We start from the raw sequence: 19,135 nt of genomic DNA, 5'->3' as shown, positions 1-19,135 counted from the left end.
ACAGTGGGCCCCGGACACCTGAGGGTGTCCGGGGCCCACCGCCGTACCGCTCGGAGGTTCAGAGCGTCCGGTTGCGGCCCGCGCCCCAGCCGGCCGCGCCGACCACCACGACCAGCACCAGCATCAGCACCAGCGGGGTCTCCCAGCCGCCGGTCAGCTGGCGCAGCGCGCCCGCGCCGACCGGGCCGGCCGCCGCGACCAGGTACCCGATCGCCTGCGACATCCCGCTCAGCTGGGCGGCACCGGCCGCGGTGCGGGTGCGCAGCACGATGAAGGCCAGACCCAGGCCCAGCGAGCCGCCCTGGGCCACACCCAGGATGGTCGCCGACACCCACGCCGCGGAGACCGGCGCGACCAGCAGCAGGGCGATGCCCGTCCCGTTCAGGGCGACCATGGCCACCGCCAGCGCGCGCTGGCTGGTCATCCGGCCGGCCATCAGCGGCACCAGGAAGGCGCCCGCCACCTGCACCAGGTTGGAGAAGGCGAAGACCAGACCGGCCTGCCCGCGGTCCATGCCGTGGTCGGCCAGGATGGTCGGCATCCAGGCGACCAGGGTGTACACCAGCAGCGACGAGATGCCCATGAAGAGGCTGATCTGCCAGGCCAGCGGGGACTTCCAGATGCCCTCGATCGGCTTGGCCGGCGCGGCGGCCGCGGTCGGCGCCCCCTGCTGCTCCTGCTGTCGCTCCTGGCGGGCGCGCAGTACCTGCGGCAGCCAGGCCACCGCCGCGATCAGCGCGAGCAGCGACCAGGCGCCGAGCGAGGCCCGCCAGCCGCCGCCGAGCGCGTGCTCCAGCGGGACGGAGGTGCCGGCCGCGAGCGTGGCGCCGACCAGCATGGTGGTCGAGTAGACGCCGGTCATGGCGGCCGCGCGGTCCGGGAACTCGCGCTTGACCAGGCCGGGCATCGACACGTTCAGCACCGCGATGGCCACGCCGATGACCACGCAGCCCGCGTACAGGGCCGCCACCGAGGGCAGCACCCGCAGCAGCACGCCGGCGCCGAGCACCAGCACGGCGCCGAGCACGACCCGTTCGGCGCCGAAGCGGCGGGTCAGCCGGGGGGTGAGCGGGGCACCGACGCCCTGGAAGAGCACCGGGACGGTGGTGATCAGCCCGCCCACGGTGGCGGACAGACCGAAGGTCTGCCGGATCTCGCCGACCATCGGGGAGACCGCCGCCAGGCAGGCGCGCATGTTCAGCGCGACCAGCACGATGCCGGTCAGCAGCAGGAGCGGATGGGCCAGCCGGGCGCGGACGGGGACCGGGGCGGGAGCGGTGACAACCGGCTGCTGGGCACGGGTGACGGCCATGGATGTGCTGTTCTTTCGTGGATGTGCGTGGAAGGCGGACGGCGGAAGGGGAGGCTCGCGCCGTCCTACTTCCGGGCCGCGATGGCCGCGAGCAGCTGCTCGACGGCCGCGGTCGGGCCGGCGAGCAGCGCACGACACGCCGCCTCGGCCCGGTCCGGGTCACCGCTCTCGATCGCGTCGACCAGGGCCTCGTGGGTCGCCACGACCGCCTCGGGCATGTCGTGGTCGCCGAAGGCGGAGGTCATCGCCTCGCGGACGGAGGCACCGAAGTAGCGGTACACCTCGGCCAGCGCGGGGTTGTGCGCGGCCTCGACGACGGCGGTGTGGAACTCCAGGTCGTGCTCGACGGTCGCCTCGCGGCTCGCCCGCTCGGGGTGCTTCGCGAACACCTCGGCCTCACGGGCCAGGGCCGCGCGCATCCGCCGGACGTCCTCGGGGGTGTGCCGCAGCGCGGCCAGCCGGGCGCCCTCGGTCTCCAGCGCCGCACGGACCTCCAGGACGTCCCGGATGCCGGAGCGCTGGACGCCGCGCAGCACGGACGCCGGATCGCTGGTGGAGCGGACGAACGTGCCCTCGCCCTGCCGGGAGACCAGCATTCCGGCGTGCACCAGCACCCGGATCGCCTCCCGGACGGTGTTCCGTCCGACGCCCAGCTGCTCGGCCAGCTCGTGCTCGGTGGGGATCCGCGACCCGACCGGCCACGTCCCGCCCGCGAGCTGCTCCCGCAGCTGGTCGATCGCGGTGTCCACCAGGGAGCGCCGCCCGGCCGCCTGCAGACCGCCGCTCATGCCGGACCTCCCTTCACACCGCATCTCGTCACCATCGGTCGTCGGTCATCCTACAACCGCTTGCCCGGTCATCCTACAACTGCCCCGAGGGTCTGCCGGGCGCCGAGCCGGGCGTGCCGGGGCGCGCCGGTCGCGCGCCCCGGCGGGCCGGATCCGGCGCGCCAGGGGATTCGCCACCTGATGTCAGGTCAGGTTTCGTCGTGGAACGGGTAGTTACGTCACACGAACCCTCACCGAAGGGTGGTCGATCATGAGCACCTTCGACACCTGGACCTGTTCGACCTGCGGGCTGGTGAACCCTCCGGGAGTGCCCTGCACGGGGTGCCGCGCGGACCCCGGCCCGGCCACGGCCTTCCAACGGGCCCCCACCGGCACCTGGAAGAGCCCCGCACCGGCCCCCGCCCAGGCCCGCCCGGCCTCCCACCCCACCCCCGTCCAGGCCGGCCCGACCTTCCACCCCACCCCCGCCGGTGCCGTCGGCGGCCGTACCCCGCCCCCCGGACCCGGCGGCCCGGCGCCCCGGCCGGGCCCGCCGCACGCCTCGGACGCCACGCGCTACCTGTGCGCGGCCGTGCAGATGGACAGCGCCCTCGCCCGCCGCGCGATCGACACCGTCCTCGGCGAGCCGCGCCGGGCGGTCGCCTCCTCACCCGACGTCGACCTGGCCTGCGTGCTGCGCTACGCCGTCGCCGCCCGTACCCGGCACACCACCACCAAGGTGCTGCTCGCCCTGATCGCGGCCTGCATCGTCGCCTCGTTCTTCCTCCACCCCTTCGAGCGGACGGACGCGCCCGCCCCTGTCCCCGGCTACCCCGGCGGCTACGCGGTCCCCGGGCCGGACCCCTCGCTGCTCCCCTTCGACCTGCCGGTCGTCCTGGTCCCGCTCCTGGTGGTGGCCTGGGCCGTCGTGCTCATCGAGCAGCTCACCGCCTACTTCGGCGTGATCAAGCCCAGGCTGAGCCGCGCCGCGTTCGACCCCGCGCGGGCGCCGGTCGCCGCCAGGCCCAAGGAGGAGGCGCAGCTGCGCGAACTGGCCGGGCTGGACCACCAGGGCAACGTCACGATCTTCTCCGGCTTCGAGCCCTTCCTCGGGTACGGGCGGCTGCTCAACACCTGGAACTTCACCATCCCGGTGGACCGGCCCGGCGAGCACGCCGACCGCGTCCTGCCGTTCTCCATCGCCGAGCTGACCGCCGAGATCACCAGGGCGGTGGAGTCGCTCGGGCTGCCCGGGGTCGAGGTCCGCGAGCGGATCTTCGTCAGCGGCGCCGACCTGTCGCTGGGCCTCGACCCGGCCGTCCGCGGCTTCCTGCTCCCCTGGCCGACCAAGCGGCCGTCCCCCGAGCTGCCCGCCGCCCTCGTCGACCGACTGCGGGAGGACGGTGCCGCCCGGGCCCGGCCCTACCTGGTCACGACGGTGTCCGGCTGGGGCAGCGAGGTGGTGACCACCAGCACCGTCCGGTTCGGCCTCAGCCCCGCCAAGGACCTGCTCTTCGTCGAGGGCGCCTCCTCGATGCTCCCCCCGGTCAAGGAGGTCTACCACCTGGTCGACCACCTGCTCGACCGGCCGACCTGGCGCCAACTGACCGCCCTGGCCCGGATGTCCCTCACCAGCATGCCCGGCAGGCTGGTGCGCGGCACCGGTTACGTGCTGGCCCTGCCCTTCGCGGCCTTCCTGGCCCGGCTCACGGACGGCGACCAGCTGCTCCAGATCCGGCACAGCGCCTTCAACTACGGCTCCATGACGAGCATCCGGCAGCTGGCGGCCGACTCGCGGTTCCACCGCTACTACCAGCAGATCGACCACCAGATGTACACCAAGGTCGTCGAGCGGCGGATCCTGGACACCCTGATCGACTTCCTGGAGGACCACCAGGTCGACATCTCCGAACTGCGCGAACGCCAGAGCGTCATCTACAACGGGGGCATCTTCACCTCCGGCAACGCCAGGATCAGCTTCGTCAACTCCCCGGTCGCGGCCGGGGCGGGCAGCCGGGTGCGCGCCATGTTCACGCCCCGCGGCCCCGAAGGAGGGAAGGCCAAGTCATGAGCGAGGACCGGAACACCTCCGGCGGGTTCCACATCAGCGGCCACGCCACCGTCCACTTCACCGACTCGCCCGTGGCGGCGGGCCGGAACTCCTCGGTCACGGTCAACTCCGGTGCGGGGGAGGTCGACGAGGAGGCGCTCGCCCGGCGGGTGCTCGCACTCGCCGACCGGCTGCGCCAGGACAGCGAACCGGACAGCAACCAGGCGCAGGCCGCCGAGGACCTCCAGGCCGAGGTCGCCTCCCCGGCCCGGCGCTGGGACCAGGTGCTGCGCTTCCTCGCCCGGGCCAGGGCCGGCGTCGTCGCCACCACGGCGGTGGCCGCCGAGATCCAGAGCCTGGACGAGGCGGTCCGCTCGCTGCTCCCGTAGCCGTTCCGTCGGCCGTCCGGCGCGAGAAGCCGGCCGTCCGACGCGGGAACCACGTCCACCCGACAGGAAGGGGGAATGCGGTGGCCGAGACCAAGGGTGTCCTGCTGCCCGCCTACGTACTGGCCGACGAGTCGGCCTCGATGGAACCGTACCTGGCCGAACTCTCCGGCGGTCTGGTCTCGTTGTGCGAGGGGCTGCGGGCCGAGCCGATGATCGCCGCGAAACTGCGGCTGGCCGTCCTCGGCTTCTCCGACGACGTGCGGATCCGCCTCGCGGTGACCGACATGCGGACCGAGACCAGGCTGCCCCAGGTGGTCATCCGCGGACTGACCGTCTACCGGGCGGTCTTCGAGGACCTGCTGGACCGCATCCCCGAGGACGTCCGGTGGCTGCGCGGCCAGGGGTACAAGGTGCACCGCCCGGTGGTGTTCCTGCTCAGCGACGGCCAGCCGACCGACGGCGAGGAGTGGCGGGACGCGCACGCCCGCCTCACCGACCACCAGCGGACCCCGACCGCCCCCAACATCATCGCCTGCGGCATCGGCGAGGCCGATCCCCGGACCATGCTCGCGGTGGCGACCCGCCCGGAGTTCGCCTTCGTGGCCCGGTCCGGCATCGACCTCGGCCGGGCCATCGGCGAGTTCTTCCACGCGCTCACCACCAGCCTGGTCGCCTCCGGCCAGGCCCTGGGCTCCGCCAACCCCCACCTCGTGGTCAACCGGCCCGACCAGTTCGTCCTCGCCATCGACGAGGTCGGGCAATGACCCGGCGCGGTCCCGGCCCGGAGCAGGGGCCCGGTCCGGCCGCCGTCCCCTGGGAGCGGATCGCCGTGGGCACGCCCGGGATCGAGTTCGAACCGAGGCCACCGCGCCAGCCCGCCTACGACTTCCCCGACACCGAGTGCGACGGCTGGTCCACCGACGAACTGGCCGTGCGCTTCGCCTCCGTCCGGGGCGCCAAGCACCGCTACTACGGCCGTCCGCGCCAGGACGCCGCGCGTGCCGCCCTGCACCAGCCCACCGGCGCGGTCGCCTTCGCCGTCGCCGACGGCGTCTCGGCCGCGACCAGCGCCGAACTCGGTGCCATCGAGGCCTGCCGGGCCGCCCTCGCGCGCACGCTCCACCTGCTCTCCGCGAGCCCGGGCCCGGTGGACTTCCCGGACGTCGCCCGGCACGCCGCCCGACGGCTCCGGCAGGTCGCCCGCTGGCGGCTGGGCGGCGGGGAACCGGACCCGGCCGAGGTCGCCCGGCTGTACGCGACCACCCTGGTCACCGGCGTGGTCCACCCCGACCCGGCCGGGCCCGTCGTCGAGCTCTGCCGGATCGGCGACTCCGGCGCCTGGCTGCTCGACCTCCCGCACGGCCGCTACCACCCGCTCTTCGACCCGAAGTCCGCCGCCGGCTCCCCGCTGATCGGCACCGAGGTGACCCCGCTGCCCACCGTGCCCGACCCGATCGAGCGCACCAGCGTCCGGCTCACCCCGCAACTCGCCCTGCTGATCGGCACCGACGGCTTCGGCGACCCGCTGGGCGACGGGGACGGCCGGGTCGGCGCCCTGTTCGCGGACGCCCTCGCCGAGCCGCCCACCCCGCTCTGGCTCGCCCACCTGCTCGACTTCTCCCGCGAGACCTTCGACGACGACCGGACCCTCCTGGTCGTCTGGCCGCACGCCGCCGGGGAGGAGCGATGACGGCCGACCGCTCCGTCAGGACCGTCGACCACGACGACCTGGTCCTGGTCCGCCGCCTCGGACAGGGCGGTCAGGGCACCGTCCACGAGGTGGCCGACCGGGCCGACGGCCACGCCGTCGCCTACAAGGAGTACCGCCCGCAGACCCTCCCCGGGCTCGACACCGACGCGCTGGCCGCGATGGTGGCCCTGCTCGCCGAACTCGACCCGGCCGAGGCCCACTGGCTCCTCGACAGGGCCGCCTGGCCCACCGCCCTGGTGCGGCAGCGCGGCCGCACCTGCGGCTTCCTGATGGGGGCCGCCCCCGAACGCTTCCACTTCGACCTGCACGCCCTCGGCGGCACCACCGCGCCCACCAGGCGGCCGGCCACCCTGGAGTTCCTGCTCAACGGCGACGACTACGTCGCCCGGGTCGGCCTCACCGTCAGCGACCGCGACCGCCTGAGACTGCTCGCCGACCTCGCCACCACGCTGTCCCGGCTGCACCGCCTCGGCATCGCGGTGGGCGACCTGTCCCCGAAGAACCTGCTCTTCGCCACCGGAGCCGACGGCGGCCGGGCCGCCTGCTTCCTCCTCGACTGCGACGCCGTGCGGCTGCGCGGCGCCACCGTCCTGCCCCAGGTCGAGACCCCGGACTGGCAGCTCCCGCACGGCGAGGAGCGCGGGACGGCGGCGGGCGACGCCCACAAGTTCGCGCTGCTCGCCGTACGGCTCTTCGCCCGCGACCAGAGCTCCGTCGACCCAGCCGCGCTGACCGCGCTCAGCCCCGCCCTCGGCGAGCTCGCCCGGGCCGGACTCGACCCGGACCCCGCCCGCCGGCCCGCCCCGGCGCTCTGGGCGGAGCACCTCACGGCGGCCGCCGCCACCGCCTCCACCACCCCGGCGGCCGCGGCCCCGTCCATCCCGTCTGCCCCGTCTGCCCCGTCTGCCCCGTCCGCCCCGTCCGCCCCCGTCCGTACGGTGGGAGCCCCGGCCGCGAGCCCGGGCGCGCCGCCGCCGACCAGGACGCCGTACGCCGCCGGCATCGGCGTCGCCGCGGTCCTCGCGGCGGTCATACTCGCGATCGTGTTGGTGGTCGCCCACAACCGGTCCGGCTCCCCGATGGCGGACTCCGGGCCCTCGTACACGCCCGCGCCCACCTACACGCCCACCTACACGCCCACCTACACGCCGACGTACACCTACACGCCCACCTACCGGCCCAGCACCCCCGTCTTCGACCCCGCCTCGCTCGACGACGCCGGGACCGACCGCACCCCGCTGACCCCCGCCGCGCTGCTCCCCGACTCGTTCACCGACGCCAAGGGCGTGCGCTACGCGAACGCGAGCGGTGGGCTGCAGAGCTGCGTGACGGCCAACATGAGCAAGAACGTCCAGACCGTGCTGAGCAACGGCGGCTGTGTGAACCAGATCGTCGGGACCTACCTGGACGCCGAGAACACGATCATGGTGGTCGTCCTGGTCAAACCGATGACGGACGCCCAGACCGCCAAGGCGGCCCTCAACACCCTCTCCAAGGCGTACAGCACCGACTGGGACTTCTGGTGCCCGAGCAAGGGGCCCGGCTCGGAACTGTGCGCCAGGGGCACCGACGTCAGCCAGGCCACCCAGACCGGAAGCAAGGCCGCCGACCACCGCTACCTGCTCCACGCCCTGGCCCTCTACGTCAGCCTGGGCACCGACGACAGCCTGAAGCCGTGGACGGACGCGGCGGTCGATGCCGCGATCGACGCCGCGGGCCCGCGGAACTACGTGCGCCGGTGACCCGCCCGCCGGCTCAGCGCACCGGGTAGAGACGCTCCAGGACCTCGGCGACGCCGTCCTCGTCGTTGCTGGCGGTGACGGCGTCGGCGACGGCGAGGAGTTCCTCGTGGGCGTTGGCCATGGCGACGCCGTGGGCGGCCCAGCCGAACATCGGGACATCGTTGGGCATGTCGCCGAAGGCGATGGTGTCGGCGGCGCGGACGCCCAGCCGGCGGGCGGCGACGGCCAGGCCGGTGGCCTTGGACAGACCGAGCGGGAGCAGCTCGACCACGCCGGCGCCGGCCATCACCACGCCGACCAGGTCGCCGGCGGCGCGGCGGGCGGCCTCGGCGAGGGCGTCGTCGGTGAGGGCGTGGTGCTGGATGTACAGCTTGCTGAGCGGGGCGTCGAACAGACCGCCGCGCTCGACCCGGACGACCGGCAGGTCGGAGCCGATCAGCAGTTCGTAGCCGGGGCCGGCCAGGACCTGGCCGTCGAGGCCGTCCTGGTTGGCGGCGACGGCCAGCGGGCCGGTCTCGGCCTCGATCTTCTCGATCGCGACCGCGGCGAGCCGCCGGTCCAGGGTGAGCGAGGTGAGCAGCCTGTGCGCGCCGGCGTCGTACACCTGGGCGCCCTGGCCGCAGACCGCTATCCCGGTGTAGCCGATCTCGTCGAAGACCGGGCGGGCCCAGACCGCCGAGCGCCCGGTGACGATGATGTGCAGCGCGCCCGCGCCGGTGGCCGTGGCCAGGGCGGCGCGGGTGCGCTCGGAGACGGTCTCCCCGCTGGTGAGCAGGGTGCCGTCGAGGTCGGTGGCGACCAGCCGGTAGGGCAGGTCGCCACCGCCGCTGGCTCCGGGGGAGGCGGGGCTGGGGCTGGTGGTGCTCATGGGCCGTGCGTCTCCCGGGAGTTGCGGGTGGTGCCGGGTGGTGCGGACCGGGTTACTTGACCGGCTCGAGGACGGTCCGCCCGCCGAGGAACGGCCGCAGCGCCTGCGGCACGACGACCGAGCCGTCGGCCTGCTGGTGGTTCTCCAGGATCGCCACGATGGTGCGCGGGATGGCGACCAGGGTGCCGTTCAGGGTGGCGAGCGGGCGGGTCTTGCCCTCCTCGCGCATCCGGATGGACAGCCGGCGGGCCTGGTACTCGGTGGTGTTGGAGGTCGAGGTGACCTCGCGGTACTTGCCCTGGGTGGGGATCCACGCCTCGATGTCGAACTTGCGCGCGGCCGAGGCGCCGAGGTCGCCGGAGGCGACGTCGATCACCCGGTAGGGCAGTTCGAGGGCGTTGAGGAAGTCCTTCTCCCACTGGAGCAGGCGGCGGTGCTCGTTCTCCGCGTCCTCCGGAGTGGTGTAGACGAACATCTCCACCTTCTCGAACTGGTGGACGCGGATGATGCCGCGGGTGTCCTTGCCGTAGGTGCCGGCCTCGCGGCGGAAGCAGGAGGAGTACCCGGCGTAGCGCAGCGGCAGCTTGTCGGCGTCGAGGATCTCGTCCATGTGGTACGCCGCGAGCGGGACCTCGCTGGTGCCGACCAGGTACCGGTCGTCCTCGGCGAGGTGGTACACGTTCTCGGCGGCCTGACCGAGGAAGCCGGTGCCGTCCATGGCGGCCGGGCGGACCAGGGTCGGGGTGATCATCGGGATGAAGCCGGCCGCGGTGGCCTGGGCGATCGCCATGTTGACCAGGGCGAGCTCCAGCAGCGCGCCGACGCCGGTCAGGTAGTAGGAGCGGGCACCGGCGACCTTGGCGCCGCGCTCGGTGTCGATCGCGCCGAGGATCTGGCCGAGTTCGACGTGGTCACGGGGCTCGAAGCCCTCGGCGGCGAAGTCGCGCGGGGTGCCGATCTCCTCCAGGGTGACGAAGTCCTCCTCGCCGCCGACCGGGGCGGCCGGGTCGATGAGGTTCGCCAGGGAGCGGAGCAGGCGGTCGGCCTCCTCCTTGGCCGCACTCTGCTCGGCGTCGGCGGCCTTGACCTCGGCGGCCAGGTCCTTGGTGCGCTGGAGCAGGGCGGCCTTTTCGTCGCCCTTGGCCTGGGCGACCTGCTTGCCGAGCACCCGCTGCTCGTTGCGCAGTTCGTCGAAGCGGCTGCCCGAGGACCGGCGCCGCTCGTCGGCGGAGAGGAGGGCGTCGACCAGGTCGACGTCCTCGCCACGGACGCGCTGCGAGGCGCGCACTCGGTCAGGGTCCTCACGGAGCAGGCGAAGGTCAATCACAGGCCCAAGCGTACCGGGAGACCGTTCCTCCACCGGTACGGCTTTTCCCCTGGGGATAACTCGCCCTCACCTGTGGATAACTTCTGTGGGGAACGCTCTGGCGGCGGGTTATCCACAGGCTGCGCCCCGAACCTGTGGATCAAAGGGGAGGATTGCCTTCCGCGTGAACGAACCAGGGAATTGAGGTTTCAAACCTCAATCAACCTTCTCGGGTGAGGGAATTGAAGCACTCGGACGGGTGATTTGCTGGCAACCGGGTGACTCTGGTCCGATTGGTCATCTCTGCAACGCAAACCGATGGTCCGACCGGATCCGGGTAATGGCTATACCGGTTTGTCGACTCGTCCCCAGACCTGTGGATAACTCCGGGCTGTGGACAGTAGGGGACCCCTGTGGACAGCGGCCGCCGGCCGGTGGTCGCCTGTGGACGACGGGTGGAGTCGTCCGCCCCGCCCGGTCGACCCGGTCAGAAACGGTCGGAAAAGGCCGGAAAGACAAAAGATGCAAGCAGGATGTCCGGAAGGCGACGGAACCCGGGCGCGGACTCGAACCCGGGCGCGGACCCGAGTCCGCGCCGGACTCAGATGCCCCCGCGGCCGTCGAGCGCGCGGGAGAGCCAGTCCGCCGCCGAAGTGAAATCCTCGTCCGAGGTCCCCGGCCGCCGCTGGGTGGACTCCTGCCGGTCGGCGCGCGGATAGGAGCCGAGGTACCGCACCTTCGGGCAGGTCCGCTTGAGCCCCATCATCGCCTCGCTCACCCGGCGCTCGGACAGGTGGCCCTCGCAGTCGATCAGGAAGCAGTAGCTGCCCATGCCCTCGCCGGTCGGGCGGGACTCGATCCGCATCAGGTTGACCCCGCGCACCGCGAACTCCTGCAGCAGCTCCAGCAGCGCGCCCGGGTGGTCGTCCGGCAGCCAGACCACCATCGAGGTCTTGTCCGCGCCGGTCGGCGAGGAGACCCGCCCGGGGCGGCCGACCAGCACGAACCGGGTGGCCGCGCTCTTCGCGTCCGCGATCTCCTTGACCAGCGGCTCCAGCCCGTAGATCGGCGCCGCGAACTCGCCCGCGAACGCGCCGTCGTAGCGGCCCTCGGCGACCAGCCGGGCGCCGTCCGCGTTGGAGGCGGCCGACTCCCACGTCGCCTCCGGCAGGTTGGCCGCCAGCCAGCGCCGCACCTGCGGCTGGGCCACCGGGTGGCTGGTCACCGTCTTGACCCCGGACAGCTCGGTGCCGGGCCGCACCAGCAGCGCGAAGGCGATCGGCAGCAGCACCTCACGGTAGATCATCAGCGGTGCGCCGGAGGCCAGTTCGTCGTTGGTCGCGGTGACCGCGCCCTCCACCGAGTTCTCGATCGGGACGAACGCCCCGGCCGCCTCCCCGCCGCGCACCGCGTCCAGCGCCAGCGCCACCGAGGACAGCGGGACCAGCTCCCGGGTCGCCGCCTCCGGCAGGGTGTGCAGGGCCGCCTCGGTGAACGTGCCGGCCGGTCCGAGGTAGGTGTAGCGGGTGGCCGACATGACGCCTCCGGGGATCTCGGTGCTGCGCGGTCAGGGTGTGCCGAAGCAGTCACCATAACGATTCCGCGGCCCCGGTAGGAAAGCGTTCCAGTGGCCGGGACCGCGGCGGTGGATCCGGGTGAACCCGGGGGAACTACCCCTCCAACAACTGCTGGCCGAGGTAACCTCCGGGCGGTGCGCCCGGCGGCAGCGCGTACAGGCCGCTCGCCTCGTGCCGCAGGAAGCGGGAGAGGCCGTCGCCCCGGGAGAGCTTGCGCTGCACCGGGGTGAACCCCTTGCGCGGGTCGGCCTGGAAGGCGAGGAAGAGCAGCCCGGCGTCCGGCGAGCCGTCCGGCAGCAGCCCGTCGTGGTACGAGAAGCCGCGCCGCAGCATCGCCGCCCCGCCGTTGGCCGCCGGGGCGGCGACCCGGATGTGCGCGTCGGCGGGGATCGCCAGGGTGCCGTCCTGGCCCTGCGCGGCGAGGTCGACCGGGGTGCGCTCGCCGGCCCCGGCGGGCGCGCCGAGCGGGGCGCCGTCCGACTTGCGCCGCCCGATCACCCGCTCCTGGCGGTCCACCGGCAGCGCCTCCCAGTGGTCCAGCAGCATCCGGATGCGCCGGAACACCAGGTACGAGCCGCCGGCCAGCCAGGCCGGCTGGTCGCCGCCGGCGGCACAGAACACCTTGGCGGCGAAGCCCTCCTCGTCCGGCCGGGGGTTGTTGGTGCCGTCGATCTGGCCCATCAGGTTGCGTCCGGTCACCGGCCGCGCGGCGGCGCCGGGGGTGCGGGCGAAGCCGGCCGACTGCCAGCGCAGCGTCGCCGTCCCGGCCGCCAGCCGCTGGAGCACCCGCAGGGCGTGCACCGCGACCAGGGCGTCGTCCGCGCCGATCTGGACGAACAGGTCGCCGTCGCCGCGGGCCGGGTCGAGCGCGTCGCCGGGGAAGGCGGGCAGCGGTTCGAGCCCGGGCGGGCGGCGGTCGGCCAGCCCGGCCTTGTCGAACAGCGCGGCGCCGAAGCCGACCGTGACGGTGAGCGAGCAGGGCCCGGCGTCCAGCGCGACCTGGCCGTCGAACTCCTCGGCCGGCTCCCCGGCGGTCAGCCGCTCGGCCGCCCTCGTCCAGCGCTGCAGCAGGGTGCGCAGCCCGTCCCGGCCGACGCCCTCGGCGAGGTCGAAGGCGGCCAGCTGGACCCTGGCCTGCGCCGGGTCGGTGATCCCGGCCTGGTGCTCGCCGCGGAACGGCACCCGGGCCGTGCCCAGCGCCCCGCCGGACGGGCCCGTCGCGACGGCCGTCCCGCCGCCCCGCCCGTCCAGGGCGACCGCCCCGGCGACGCCCGCGCCGGCTCCCGCCAGCAGCCCGGCCCCGGCGGTGCCGAGCAGCGCCCGCCGGGTGAAGCCCGCGGATCCCGCCGACCCCGGCGACCCGTTCGAAGCCGACTCGTGGGCCGTCGGGCCGGCCGCCGTCGGACCGTGTTCCGTGGAAACGTCCGTCACCCCGCTCACCCGATCCTGAACTGCTGGGTCGGGGTGGTCTGGTCGATGTCGGAGGAGCGGACCTGCACCGACACCACCCAGTTGCCCGCCAACGGCAGCTGCGCGATGCCGCTCCAGCGGCCGGTGCCCTCCGGGGTGAGCTGGACCGGCAGCGGGCCGAGGTCGCGGTCCGGCAGGGTGAAGGCGAGCTGCACCTCGGGGACGTCCACCGGCTGCCCGTCCGCGCCGTCCAGCGCGAGCTGCACCTCGTTCGGCCCGGTCCGGGCCGGGTTGAGGCTGACGGTCGCGGTGCCCTTGGCGTTCGGCGTCCGGCCCTTGGTGTCGTACGGGAGCTTGAGCTCGACGGTGCGGCCCGGCTCGGTCTGCGCCGCCGCCCCGGGCCCGCCGGCCACCGCGGCGCCGGCCGCCCGGGCCTTGATCTCGTCCGCGACCCGTCCGGGCGGGGAGTTGGTGAGCATCGTGGTGACCACCAGCACCGCCACCGCGACCAGCGCCTCGACCAGCACCGAGCGGCGCAGCCCGGCCCGGGTCGGGGTCAGTCCGCGGTCGCGTCCGGCGCTCTGCCGGGCGGCCCGCTGGCGCTCCAGCTGCGCCTGCCGGACCGGGTCCTCGCCGTGCGCCGTCACGGCGACCGGCTCCGGCAGTTCGACCGGCGCGACCTCCTCCGCCTCGGCCGGCGCCGAGCGCAGCCTGGCCAGCCAGGTGCGGGACATCCAGGCGACGCCGAGCATCGCGACCACGCAGCCGCTCTTCACCAGCAGCAGCCGCCCGTACTCGGTGCCGGTCAGCGCGCTCCAGCTGCCCAGGCCCCGCCAGGACTGGTAGATCCCGGTCACGGCCAGCACGGCCACCGAGCCGAAGGCGATCTTCGAGAAGCGGTCCACGACCTCGACGCCGACGCCCTCGCGCAGCGCGACCAGCAGCGCGGCCAGCCCGCCCAGCCAGAGCGCCATGGCGATCAGGTGCAGGATGCCGAGCGGCAGCGCCAGCCAGACCTGGATGCCCACCGAGGCGTGGTCGGCGCCGACCCAGGTCGCCGCGAGGGCGACCGCCAGCACCAGTCCGGCCACACCGAGGCCCAGCCGGACCTCGCGCTGCGGCCGTTCGGCGGCCCGGCGCTCCAGCTCGCGCAGCTCGGCGGCCTCGGCGTCGTCCCCGGCGGCGGTGCCGTCCCCGTCCTCGTCCCGCGGCTTGGGCACGACCGGCCGCGGCGGCTGCCCCAGCTGTCCGACCAGGAGCGACAGGAACACCCCGCCCGCCGCGAGCAGCAGCAGCCGGGCGGCCAGCCCGGTGCCGATCCGCTCGTCCAGGGTGGCGCGCATCAGCGACAGGTCGAAGGCCTGCCCGACCCCCGTGCCGCGCTCGTACGGCCCGCGCAGCATCAGCACCGCGACGGTGGAGACCAGCAGCGCCGTCCAGCCGGTCATCAGCAGCCGCTGCACCCGGCGCCGGGCGGTGCCGGCCGGCCAGCAGACCAGCACGAAGGCGGCGACGCCGACCAGCAGCGCGAAGGCCGTGTACGCGACGGCGCGCCCGGTGCCGTACAGGGCGGCGACCAGGCCGTCGGCCTCGGCGCCCTGGAACGCGGTCGCCGACACCGTGGTGTCCGAGGGAGCGCCGATGGAGAAGGTGAACGCCCCGCCGACCGGGTGCGAGTCGTCCGAGACGGCCCGCCAGGCCACCGTGTACGTGCCGTTGGCGAGCCCGTCCTGCAGCCCGACCCGGGCGGTGTTGCCCTTGCCGTCGGCGTGCGCCGGGTTGCCGGTGTCCACGGCCTTGCCCGCCGGGTCGAGCACCCGCACGGAGTCGCCGGAGAGCGAGACGGACTCGCTGAAGGTCAGCGTCACCGCCCGCGGGGCGGTCCCGACCACCGAGTTCTGCGACGGGTCGGTGGAATCCAGGGTGGCGTGCGCGGAGGCCGGCCCGGCGCCCGCGAGCATCAGCGCGAGCAACGCGCCGAGCACTCCGAGCACCCCGGCGATCCGGCGGTGGGTGGCCTTCTCCAGGCCGGCCGACTGCATGCTGGCGGTCCCCTTAACTCTGGCCGGGTCGGTAGGTGAGCTCCTTGACCGGCACCTTGACGGAGATGGTGCCGGACTTGGCGAAGGTGAGGTCGAGTTCCAGCTCGTCGCCGAGGGCGGGGGCCTTCTGCCAGCCCATGATCATGAGGTGGTTGCCGCCGCGGGCGAGCTGCAGGGCGCCGTGCGCGGGGACGTCCAGGCTGTCCACCTGCTCCATGGTCGACGCGGTGGAGCGGTGCATGGTGACGGACTCGGCGGCCGGGCTGGTCACCTTGAGCAGCTGGTCCTTCCCGCCGTCGTTGCGGACGGTCAGGTAGCCGGCCGCCATGCCGCCGGCCGGGGGCAGTGGGATGTACTCGTCGGCGACGCTGATCCTGGCCGGGCCGGAGGAGGCGCCGTTCTGGCCGCCCGTCCCGCACGCGGCCAGGATCGCGCCGCCGCCCAGGGCGGTCGCGACGACGGCGCCGAGCAGGGCACTGCGGCGGAACCGGCTGGTTCCGGTCTGGACCGGGCTCACGCCGCGACCCCCTTGGCGAGCAGCGGCAGGTCGTGCTCGTAGGTCTTCTCCTCGGTGCCGCTCATGTAGAGCACGTGCGCCTTGTCGTCCGAGGGGAGGAAGGCCAGCACCTGCGCGCCGTGGGTGGAGGTGACGGTGCCGTCCCCGTTGACCACCGGGTCCTCGATCATGATGCCGAGCGACCTGGCGGCGGTCTTCACCTTGGCCAGGTCCCCGGTGAGGCCTATGAAGTCGCTGCCCATCGAGTCCAGCCAGGTGCGCAGCACCTTGGGGGTGTCGCGCTGCGGGTCGGTGGAGACGAAGACGACGTTGATCTTCTGCCGGTCCTCCGCCGGGAGCGCCTTCATCGCGACGCCGATGTCGCCCATGGTGGTCGGGCAGACGTCCGGGCAGCTGGTGTAGCCGAAGAACAGCAGGGTGGCCTTGCCGTTGGTCTGCTGGCGCAGGTCGAAGGGCTGGCCGGAGGTGTCGGTCAGCTGGAGGTCCGGCTTCTCGAAGTTCTTGGCGAGCTTGGTGCCCTGGTACGGGGTGTCCTCCTTCTGCCGGGTGACCTTGGCGGCGGTGGAGTCCCCGCCGCCGGAGGACCCGCAGGCGGAGAGCGTCAGGGCGGCGGCCAGCGCGAGGGCGGCCGCGCCGGCCAGGCGGGTGGTGCGGGTGGTGCGGGACATGCGGGTTCCGATCGTGCGCGGTGGACGGCCGGCGGTGCCGCACCCGGTGCGCGGGTGCGGCACCGCCGGCGCGGTGGGTCAGGAGGCGGAGCCGCCGCTCTTGCGGCGCAGGCCGAGCACGCCGACGGCGGTGCCGATCACGCCGACCACGATGCCGACCACGCCCAGGGTGCGGGCGGTGGAGTCGCTGGACTTGGCGTCGCTGGAGGCGGCCTGGTCGGAGCTGTCCCCGTGGGCGCCCGCGGCGGGGGTGGCGGTGACACCGTGGCCGTCGCCCCCGGCGGCCTTGGTGAGCTTCAGGACGGGCGCGGGCTTGGCCGGCTCGGGCTGGCCCTCCTTGGACTCGTCGATCCAACGGGCGACGTCGCCGTTGTCGTAGGTCTGGAGGGTCTTGAACTCCATGCTCTCGGTGTCGGTCGGCAGCGGGCCGAGCGAGACCCGGAACTCCTGGAACTGGCCGGGGGCGATCTTGGTGCCGGCGTCGGCGGTCCAGGTGATCTTGGAGACGGCCTCGGTGACGTCGTTGCCGTGCACCTTGATCGGCTTGTCGAGCTTGGCCTTCTCGACGGTGGCGGTCCAGCCCGGCAGCGGCAGGGTCCGGACCGAGGCCAGCGGGTGGTCCAGCGGGAGGTTGACCTCCAGCTTCACGGTGCTCGCGGTGTCGCTCTCGTTCGGCACCCGGAAGTCGACGGCCGTGTAGCCGCCCTGGGTGGCCGAGCCCGGGTTCACGGTGACGTGCGCGAAGGCGGGGCCGGCCAGCGCCACCACGGAGGCGGCGGCGGTGAGGGCGACGGCGGCGAGACGGCGGGTGGGAAGGGAACGCATGATGCGGGTCTCCGATCGGAGCTCGGCGGCGGCCGGAACCGGGCGACGGACGTGAGCCGTGCCGCGGGGCCGCGCGTGGGGAGGTGGGGGCAGAGCCTCGGGCCGCCCCGGTGGTCGGGGGAACGGCCGGACGGTGCGCACGCCGCGAACCCGGCCCGCACGGGGCACCAGGAACGTCGGGTCAGTACGCGAGGGCCCCGCATGGCGGGCCGCGCCGCACCACGCTGTGCCGCAGCACGGCACCCGCCGGGAGCAGGCTCTCCCCGCCCCGGGCACCGAACCGGCGGGCCGGACCGGCCTCGCCGAACAGACCGCGCAGCAGCGCGGCCACCAGCGCGAACACGGTGCGCAGCGGAGCCGCCCAGTGCTCCCGGGCGGCCGCGGCGGCCACCCGCAGCAGCCGCCACAGCGCCGCCTCGCCGCGCCGCAGCCACCAGCCCGCGACCAGCGCGGCGCCCAGGTGCCCGACCAGCATCGACGGCGTCATGCCGAACAGCCCGGCCTGCCACCAGGGCACGGTGGCGAACGCGTGCGGGTCCAGGCCCGCGGAGGAGACCAGCTGCTCCGGGGACGAGCCGCCGGGCAGGCCGACCAGCGTGCCGGGCCTCGCCTCGTTGCAGATCAGCCGGCCGGCCACCTGCGGGACGGTCAGCGGACCGGCACCGCCGTGGTGCATGCCGGACATCGCGCCGTCGAAGCCGTGGAAGAGGAAGTGCAGCCCGAGCTGCCCGGCGCCGAGCGCCCCGGCGATGGCCGCCAGCGAACGCTCCCGCCCGCCGCAGACCGCCGCGAACGCCAGCACCGCGGCGAAGCCCAGCGCCAGCGCCGTCGGCGGCACGTTCCCGCCGCCCGCCAGGGAGTGCCCGGCGGCCGCGATCAGGGTGCACACCAGCGCGAACGGGACCGCCCGGGCAAGCCGCAGGTCCCAGGCGGCGGACCCCACCGGCTGAGCCGGTCCGGGGGCGCCCGGGAGCGGGGCGGCGGCGAGGGCAGTCATGGCCGGGCCATCCTCTCATTGCGTACGCCGCTGACACGGGCAGGGTGGGAAATCCCTACGAATGCCCCTTTCGGCCGCGGCGTGCGGAGGGGCGTACGCGTCGCCCGGCACAGACCACGTCCCCCGGTCCATCCGCCGAACGGGCGGTAGCGGGCCCCGGGCACGGTTCACCCGGGAAACGCCCGGAGATACCTAGTTGTATGTGGAGCCGCAGCCAGGAGGGACCTCCCGTGGACATCTGGTGGACTCTGCACCTCAAGCGCGACCCGGCCAGCGTTCCGCTGGCCCGGCGCATCCTGCTCGGTGCGATGGCGACCGCGGGCGTCGACCCGCAGATCGCGGACGACCTCGGTGTCGCCCTCACCGAGGCCTGCGCCAACGCCGTCGAGCACGGCGCCACCGGGCGGCCCGACGACGGCTTCCAGGTGACCGCCTCGATCTGCGGCGACCGGCTGCGGATCGAGGTCACCGACTCCGGGCCCGGACTGCCCACCCCCGCGGTGCCCGCCGCACCCGCCCGCCGCCCGGCGGCCCCGGCCGAGGCCCGCCCGGCGCCGGCCGGCCGGGCGGCCCGGCGCACCCGCCGCGGCCGCGCCACCGTCCCGGTCCGCGTCCTCGCCGCCCACCGCCCCCGCCGCGACGGCCACCCGTACGACACCCACGTCCTGCCGTCCCGCCCCAGTGCCCCCACGCTGCGCCCGGTCGACCTGGACACCCTCCCCGACCTCACCGCCGAATCCGGCCGGGGCCTCTTCCTCATCCACGCCCTCACCGACCACGTCCAACTCCGCAACCACCCCCTGCGCGGCGCGATCGTCAGCTTCGACAAGATCCTCAAGTGGCAGGACGGCGCGCTGCTGCAGGCGGCGTCCTGAGGACGGACGTGCGTCGGCGCGCGGCCGGGGGCGCGGTCCCCGGCCTGCGGTTGCCGGGGGTGGGGGCCGGCCGGACGAT

At 74.4% G+C, this 19,135-nt stretch carries 17 protein-coding genes; 6 read left to right on the top strand and 11 right to left on the bottom strand.

Annotated elements, in window-relative coordinates; genetic code table 11:
* Window positions 1-58: 58 nt before the first annotated feature.
* The gene (locus ACIQ87_RS33385; protein WP_402414239.1) at window positions 59-1,312 is read right to left on the bottom strand and encodes a CynX/NimT family MFS transporter; all 1,254 of its coding nucleotides are present in this window, start codon (window positions 1,310-1,312) and stop codon (window positions 59-61) included.
* 65 nt (window positions 1,313-1,377) lie between these two features.
* Complete coding sequence (locus ACIQ87_RS33380) at window positions 1,378-2,100, bottom strand: FadR/GntR family transcriptional regulator (RefSeq protein ID WP_402414237.1); 723 nt, start codon at window positions 2,098-2,100, stop codon at window positions 1,378-1,380.
* 250 nt (window positions 2,101-2,350) lie between these two features.
* Between ACIQ87_RS33380 and ACIQ87_RS33375 the strand changes: the two genes are divergently transcribed.
* The 5 genes from ACIQ87_RS33375 (at window position 2,351) to ACIQ87_RS33355 (ending at window position 7,971) form a co-directional block, all read left to right on the top strand.
* Window positions 2,351-4,150 carry a hypothetical protein gene (locus ACIQ87_RS33375; protein ID WP_402414234.1) on the top strand — a complete coding sequence of 600 codons (1,800 nt, stop codon included), beginning with the start codon at window positions 2,351-2,353 and terminating at the stop codon, window positions 4,148-4,150.
* Window positions 4,147-4,518, top strand: coding sequence for a hypothetical protein (locus ACIQ87_RS33370; protein ID WP_402414233.1), 372 nt, complete (start codon window positions 4,147-4,149; stop codon window positions 4,516-4,518). The genes ACIQ87_RS33375 and ACIQ87_RS33370 overlap by 4 nt, the downstream gene beginning before the upstream one ends.
* An 80-nt stretch (window positions 4,519-4,598) precedes the next feature.
* Window positions 4,599-5,282 carry a hypothetical protein gene (locus tag ACIQ87_RS33365; protein WP_402414230.1) on the top strand — a complete coding sequence of 228 codons (684 nt, stop codon included), beginning with the start codon at window positions 4,599-4,601 and terminating at the stop codon, window positions 5,280-5,282.
* A complete protein-coding gene (locus ACIQ87_RS33360; RefSeq protein WP_402414227.1) occupies window positions 5,279-6,208 on the top strand; it encodes a protein phosphatase 2C domain-containing protein in 930 nt (309 codons plus the stop codon). The genes ACIQ87_RS33365 and ACIQ87_RS33360 overlap by 4 nt, the downstream gene beginning before the upstream one ends.
* The gene (locus tag ACIQ87_RS33355) at window positions 6,205-7,971 is read left to right on the top strand and encodes a hypothetical protein (RefSeq protein WP_402414224.1); all 1,767 of its coding nucleotides are present in this window, start codon (window positions 6,205-6,207) and stop codon (window positions 7,969-7,971) included. Before ACIQ87_RS33360 ends, ACIQ87_RS33355 begins: the two co-directional genes overlap by 4 nt.
* A 13-nt stretch (window positions 7,972-7,984) precedes the next feature.
* Here the strand turns inward: ACIQ87_RS33355 and ACIQ87_RS33350 are convergent, their stop codons facing one another.
* From ACIQ87_RS33350 to ACIQ87_RS33310, 9 genes are all read right to left on the bottom strand, one after another.
* On the bottom strand, window positions 7,985-8,839 hold the full coding sequence (locus tag ACIQ87_RS33350; RefSeq protein ID WP_402414221.1) for an HAD family hydrolase: 855 nt from the start codon (window positions 8,837-8,839) through the stop codon (window positions 7,985-7,987).
* A gap of 52 nt (window positions 8,840-8,891) precedes the next feature.
* Window positions 8,892-10,166, bottom strand: a complete 1,275-nt coding sequence (gene serS, locus ACIQ87_RS33345; RefSeq protein WP_402414218.1) for a serine--tRNA ligase — start codon at window positions 10,164-10,166, stop codon at window positions 8,892-8,894.
* Between the two features lie 580 nt (window positions 10,167-10,746).
* Window positions 10,747-11,682 (bottom strand): prephenate dehydratase, encoded by a 936-nt coding sequence (pheA, locus tag ACIQ87_RS33340; RefSeq protein ID WP_402414216.1) that lies wholly within the window; start codon window positions 11,680-11,682, stop codon window positions 10,747-10,749.
* A 133-nt stretch (window positions 11,683-11,815) separates the two neighbouring features.
* Window positions 11,816-13,153: an iron uptake transporter deferrochelatase/peroxidase subunit gene (gene efeB / locus ACIQ87_RS33335; RefSeq protein ID WP_402414213.1), complete on the bottom strand. Its 1,338-nt coding sequence runs from the start codon at window positions 13,151-13,153 to the stop codon at window positions 11,816-11,818.
* A 5-nt stretch (window positions 13,154-13,158) separates the two neighbouring features.
* Complete coding sequence (locus ACIQ87_RS33330) at window positions 13,159-15,174, bottom strand: FixH family protein (protein ID WP_402414211.1); 2,016 nt, start codon at window positions 15,172-15,174, stop codon at window positions 13,159-13,161.
* Between the two features lie 13 nt (window positions 15,175-15,187).
* The gene (locus tag ACIQ87_RS33325) at window positions 15,188-15,691 is read right to left on the bottom strand and encodes a copper chaperone PCu(A)C (RefSeq protein ID WP_402414208.1); all 504 of its coding nucleotides are present in this window, start codon (window positions 15,689-15,691) and stop codon (window positions 15,188-15,190) included.
* Entirely contained in the window at window positions 15,688-16,359 is a 672-nt protein-coding gene (locus tag ACIQ87_RS33320; RefSeq protein ID WP_402414206.1) for an SCO family protein, read from the bottom strand. Before ACIQ87_RS33320 ends, ACIQ87_RS33325 begins: the two co-directional genes overlap by 4 nt.
* Window positions 16,360-16,437: 78 nt before the next feature.
* A complete protein-coding gene (locus ACIQ87_RS33315; protein ID WP_402414203.1) occupies window positions 16,438-17,184 on the bottom strand; it encodes a YcnI family protein in 747 nt (248 codons plus the stop codon).
* A 181-nt stretch (window positions 17,185-17,365) separates the two neighbouring features.
* A complete protein-coding gene (locus tag ACIQ87_RS33310) occupies window positions 17,366-18,181 on the bottom strand; it encodes a hypothetical protein (protein WP_402414201.1) in 816 nt (271 codons plus the stop codon).
* Between the two features lie 230 nt (window positions 18,182-18,411).
* Here ACIQ87_RS33310 and ACIQ87_RS33305 point away from each other — a divergent pair, with 230 nt between their 5' ends.
* Window positions 18,412-19,056, top strand: a complete 645-nt coding sequence (locus ACIQ87_RS33305) for an ATP-binding protein (RefSeq protein WP_402414199.1) — start codon at window positions 18,412-18,414, stop codon at window positions 19,054-19,056.
* The last annotated feature ends 79 nt before the right edge of the window (window positions 19,057-19,135 follow it).

Origin of the sequence: Kitasatospora sp. NPDC096204, from assembly GCF_044763205.1 — a bacterium.
Lineage (GTDB): Bacteria > Actinomycetota > Actinomycetes > Streptomycetales > Streptomycetaceae > Kitasatospora.
The sequence above is the reverse complement of the archived record's forward strand: the minus strand, read 5'-3'. Positions and strand labels throughout refer to the sequence as shown.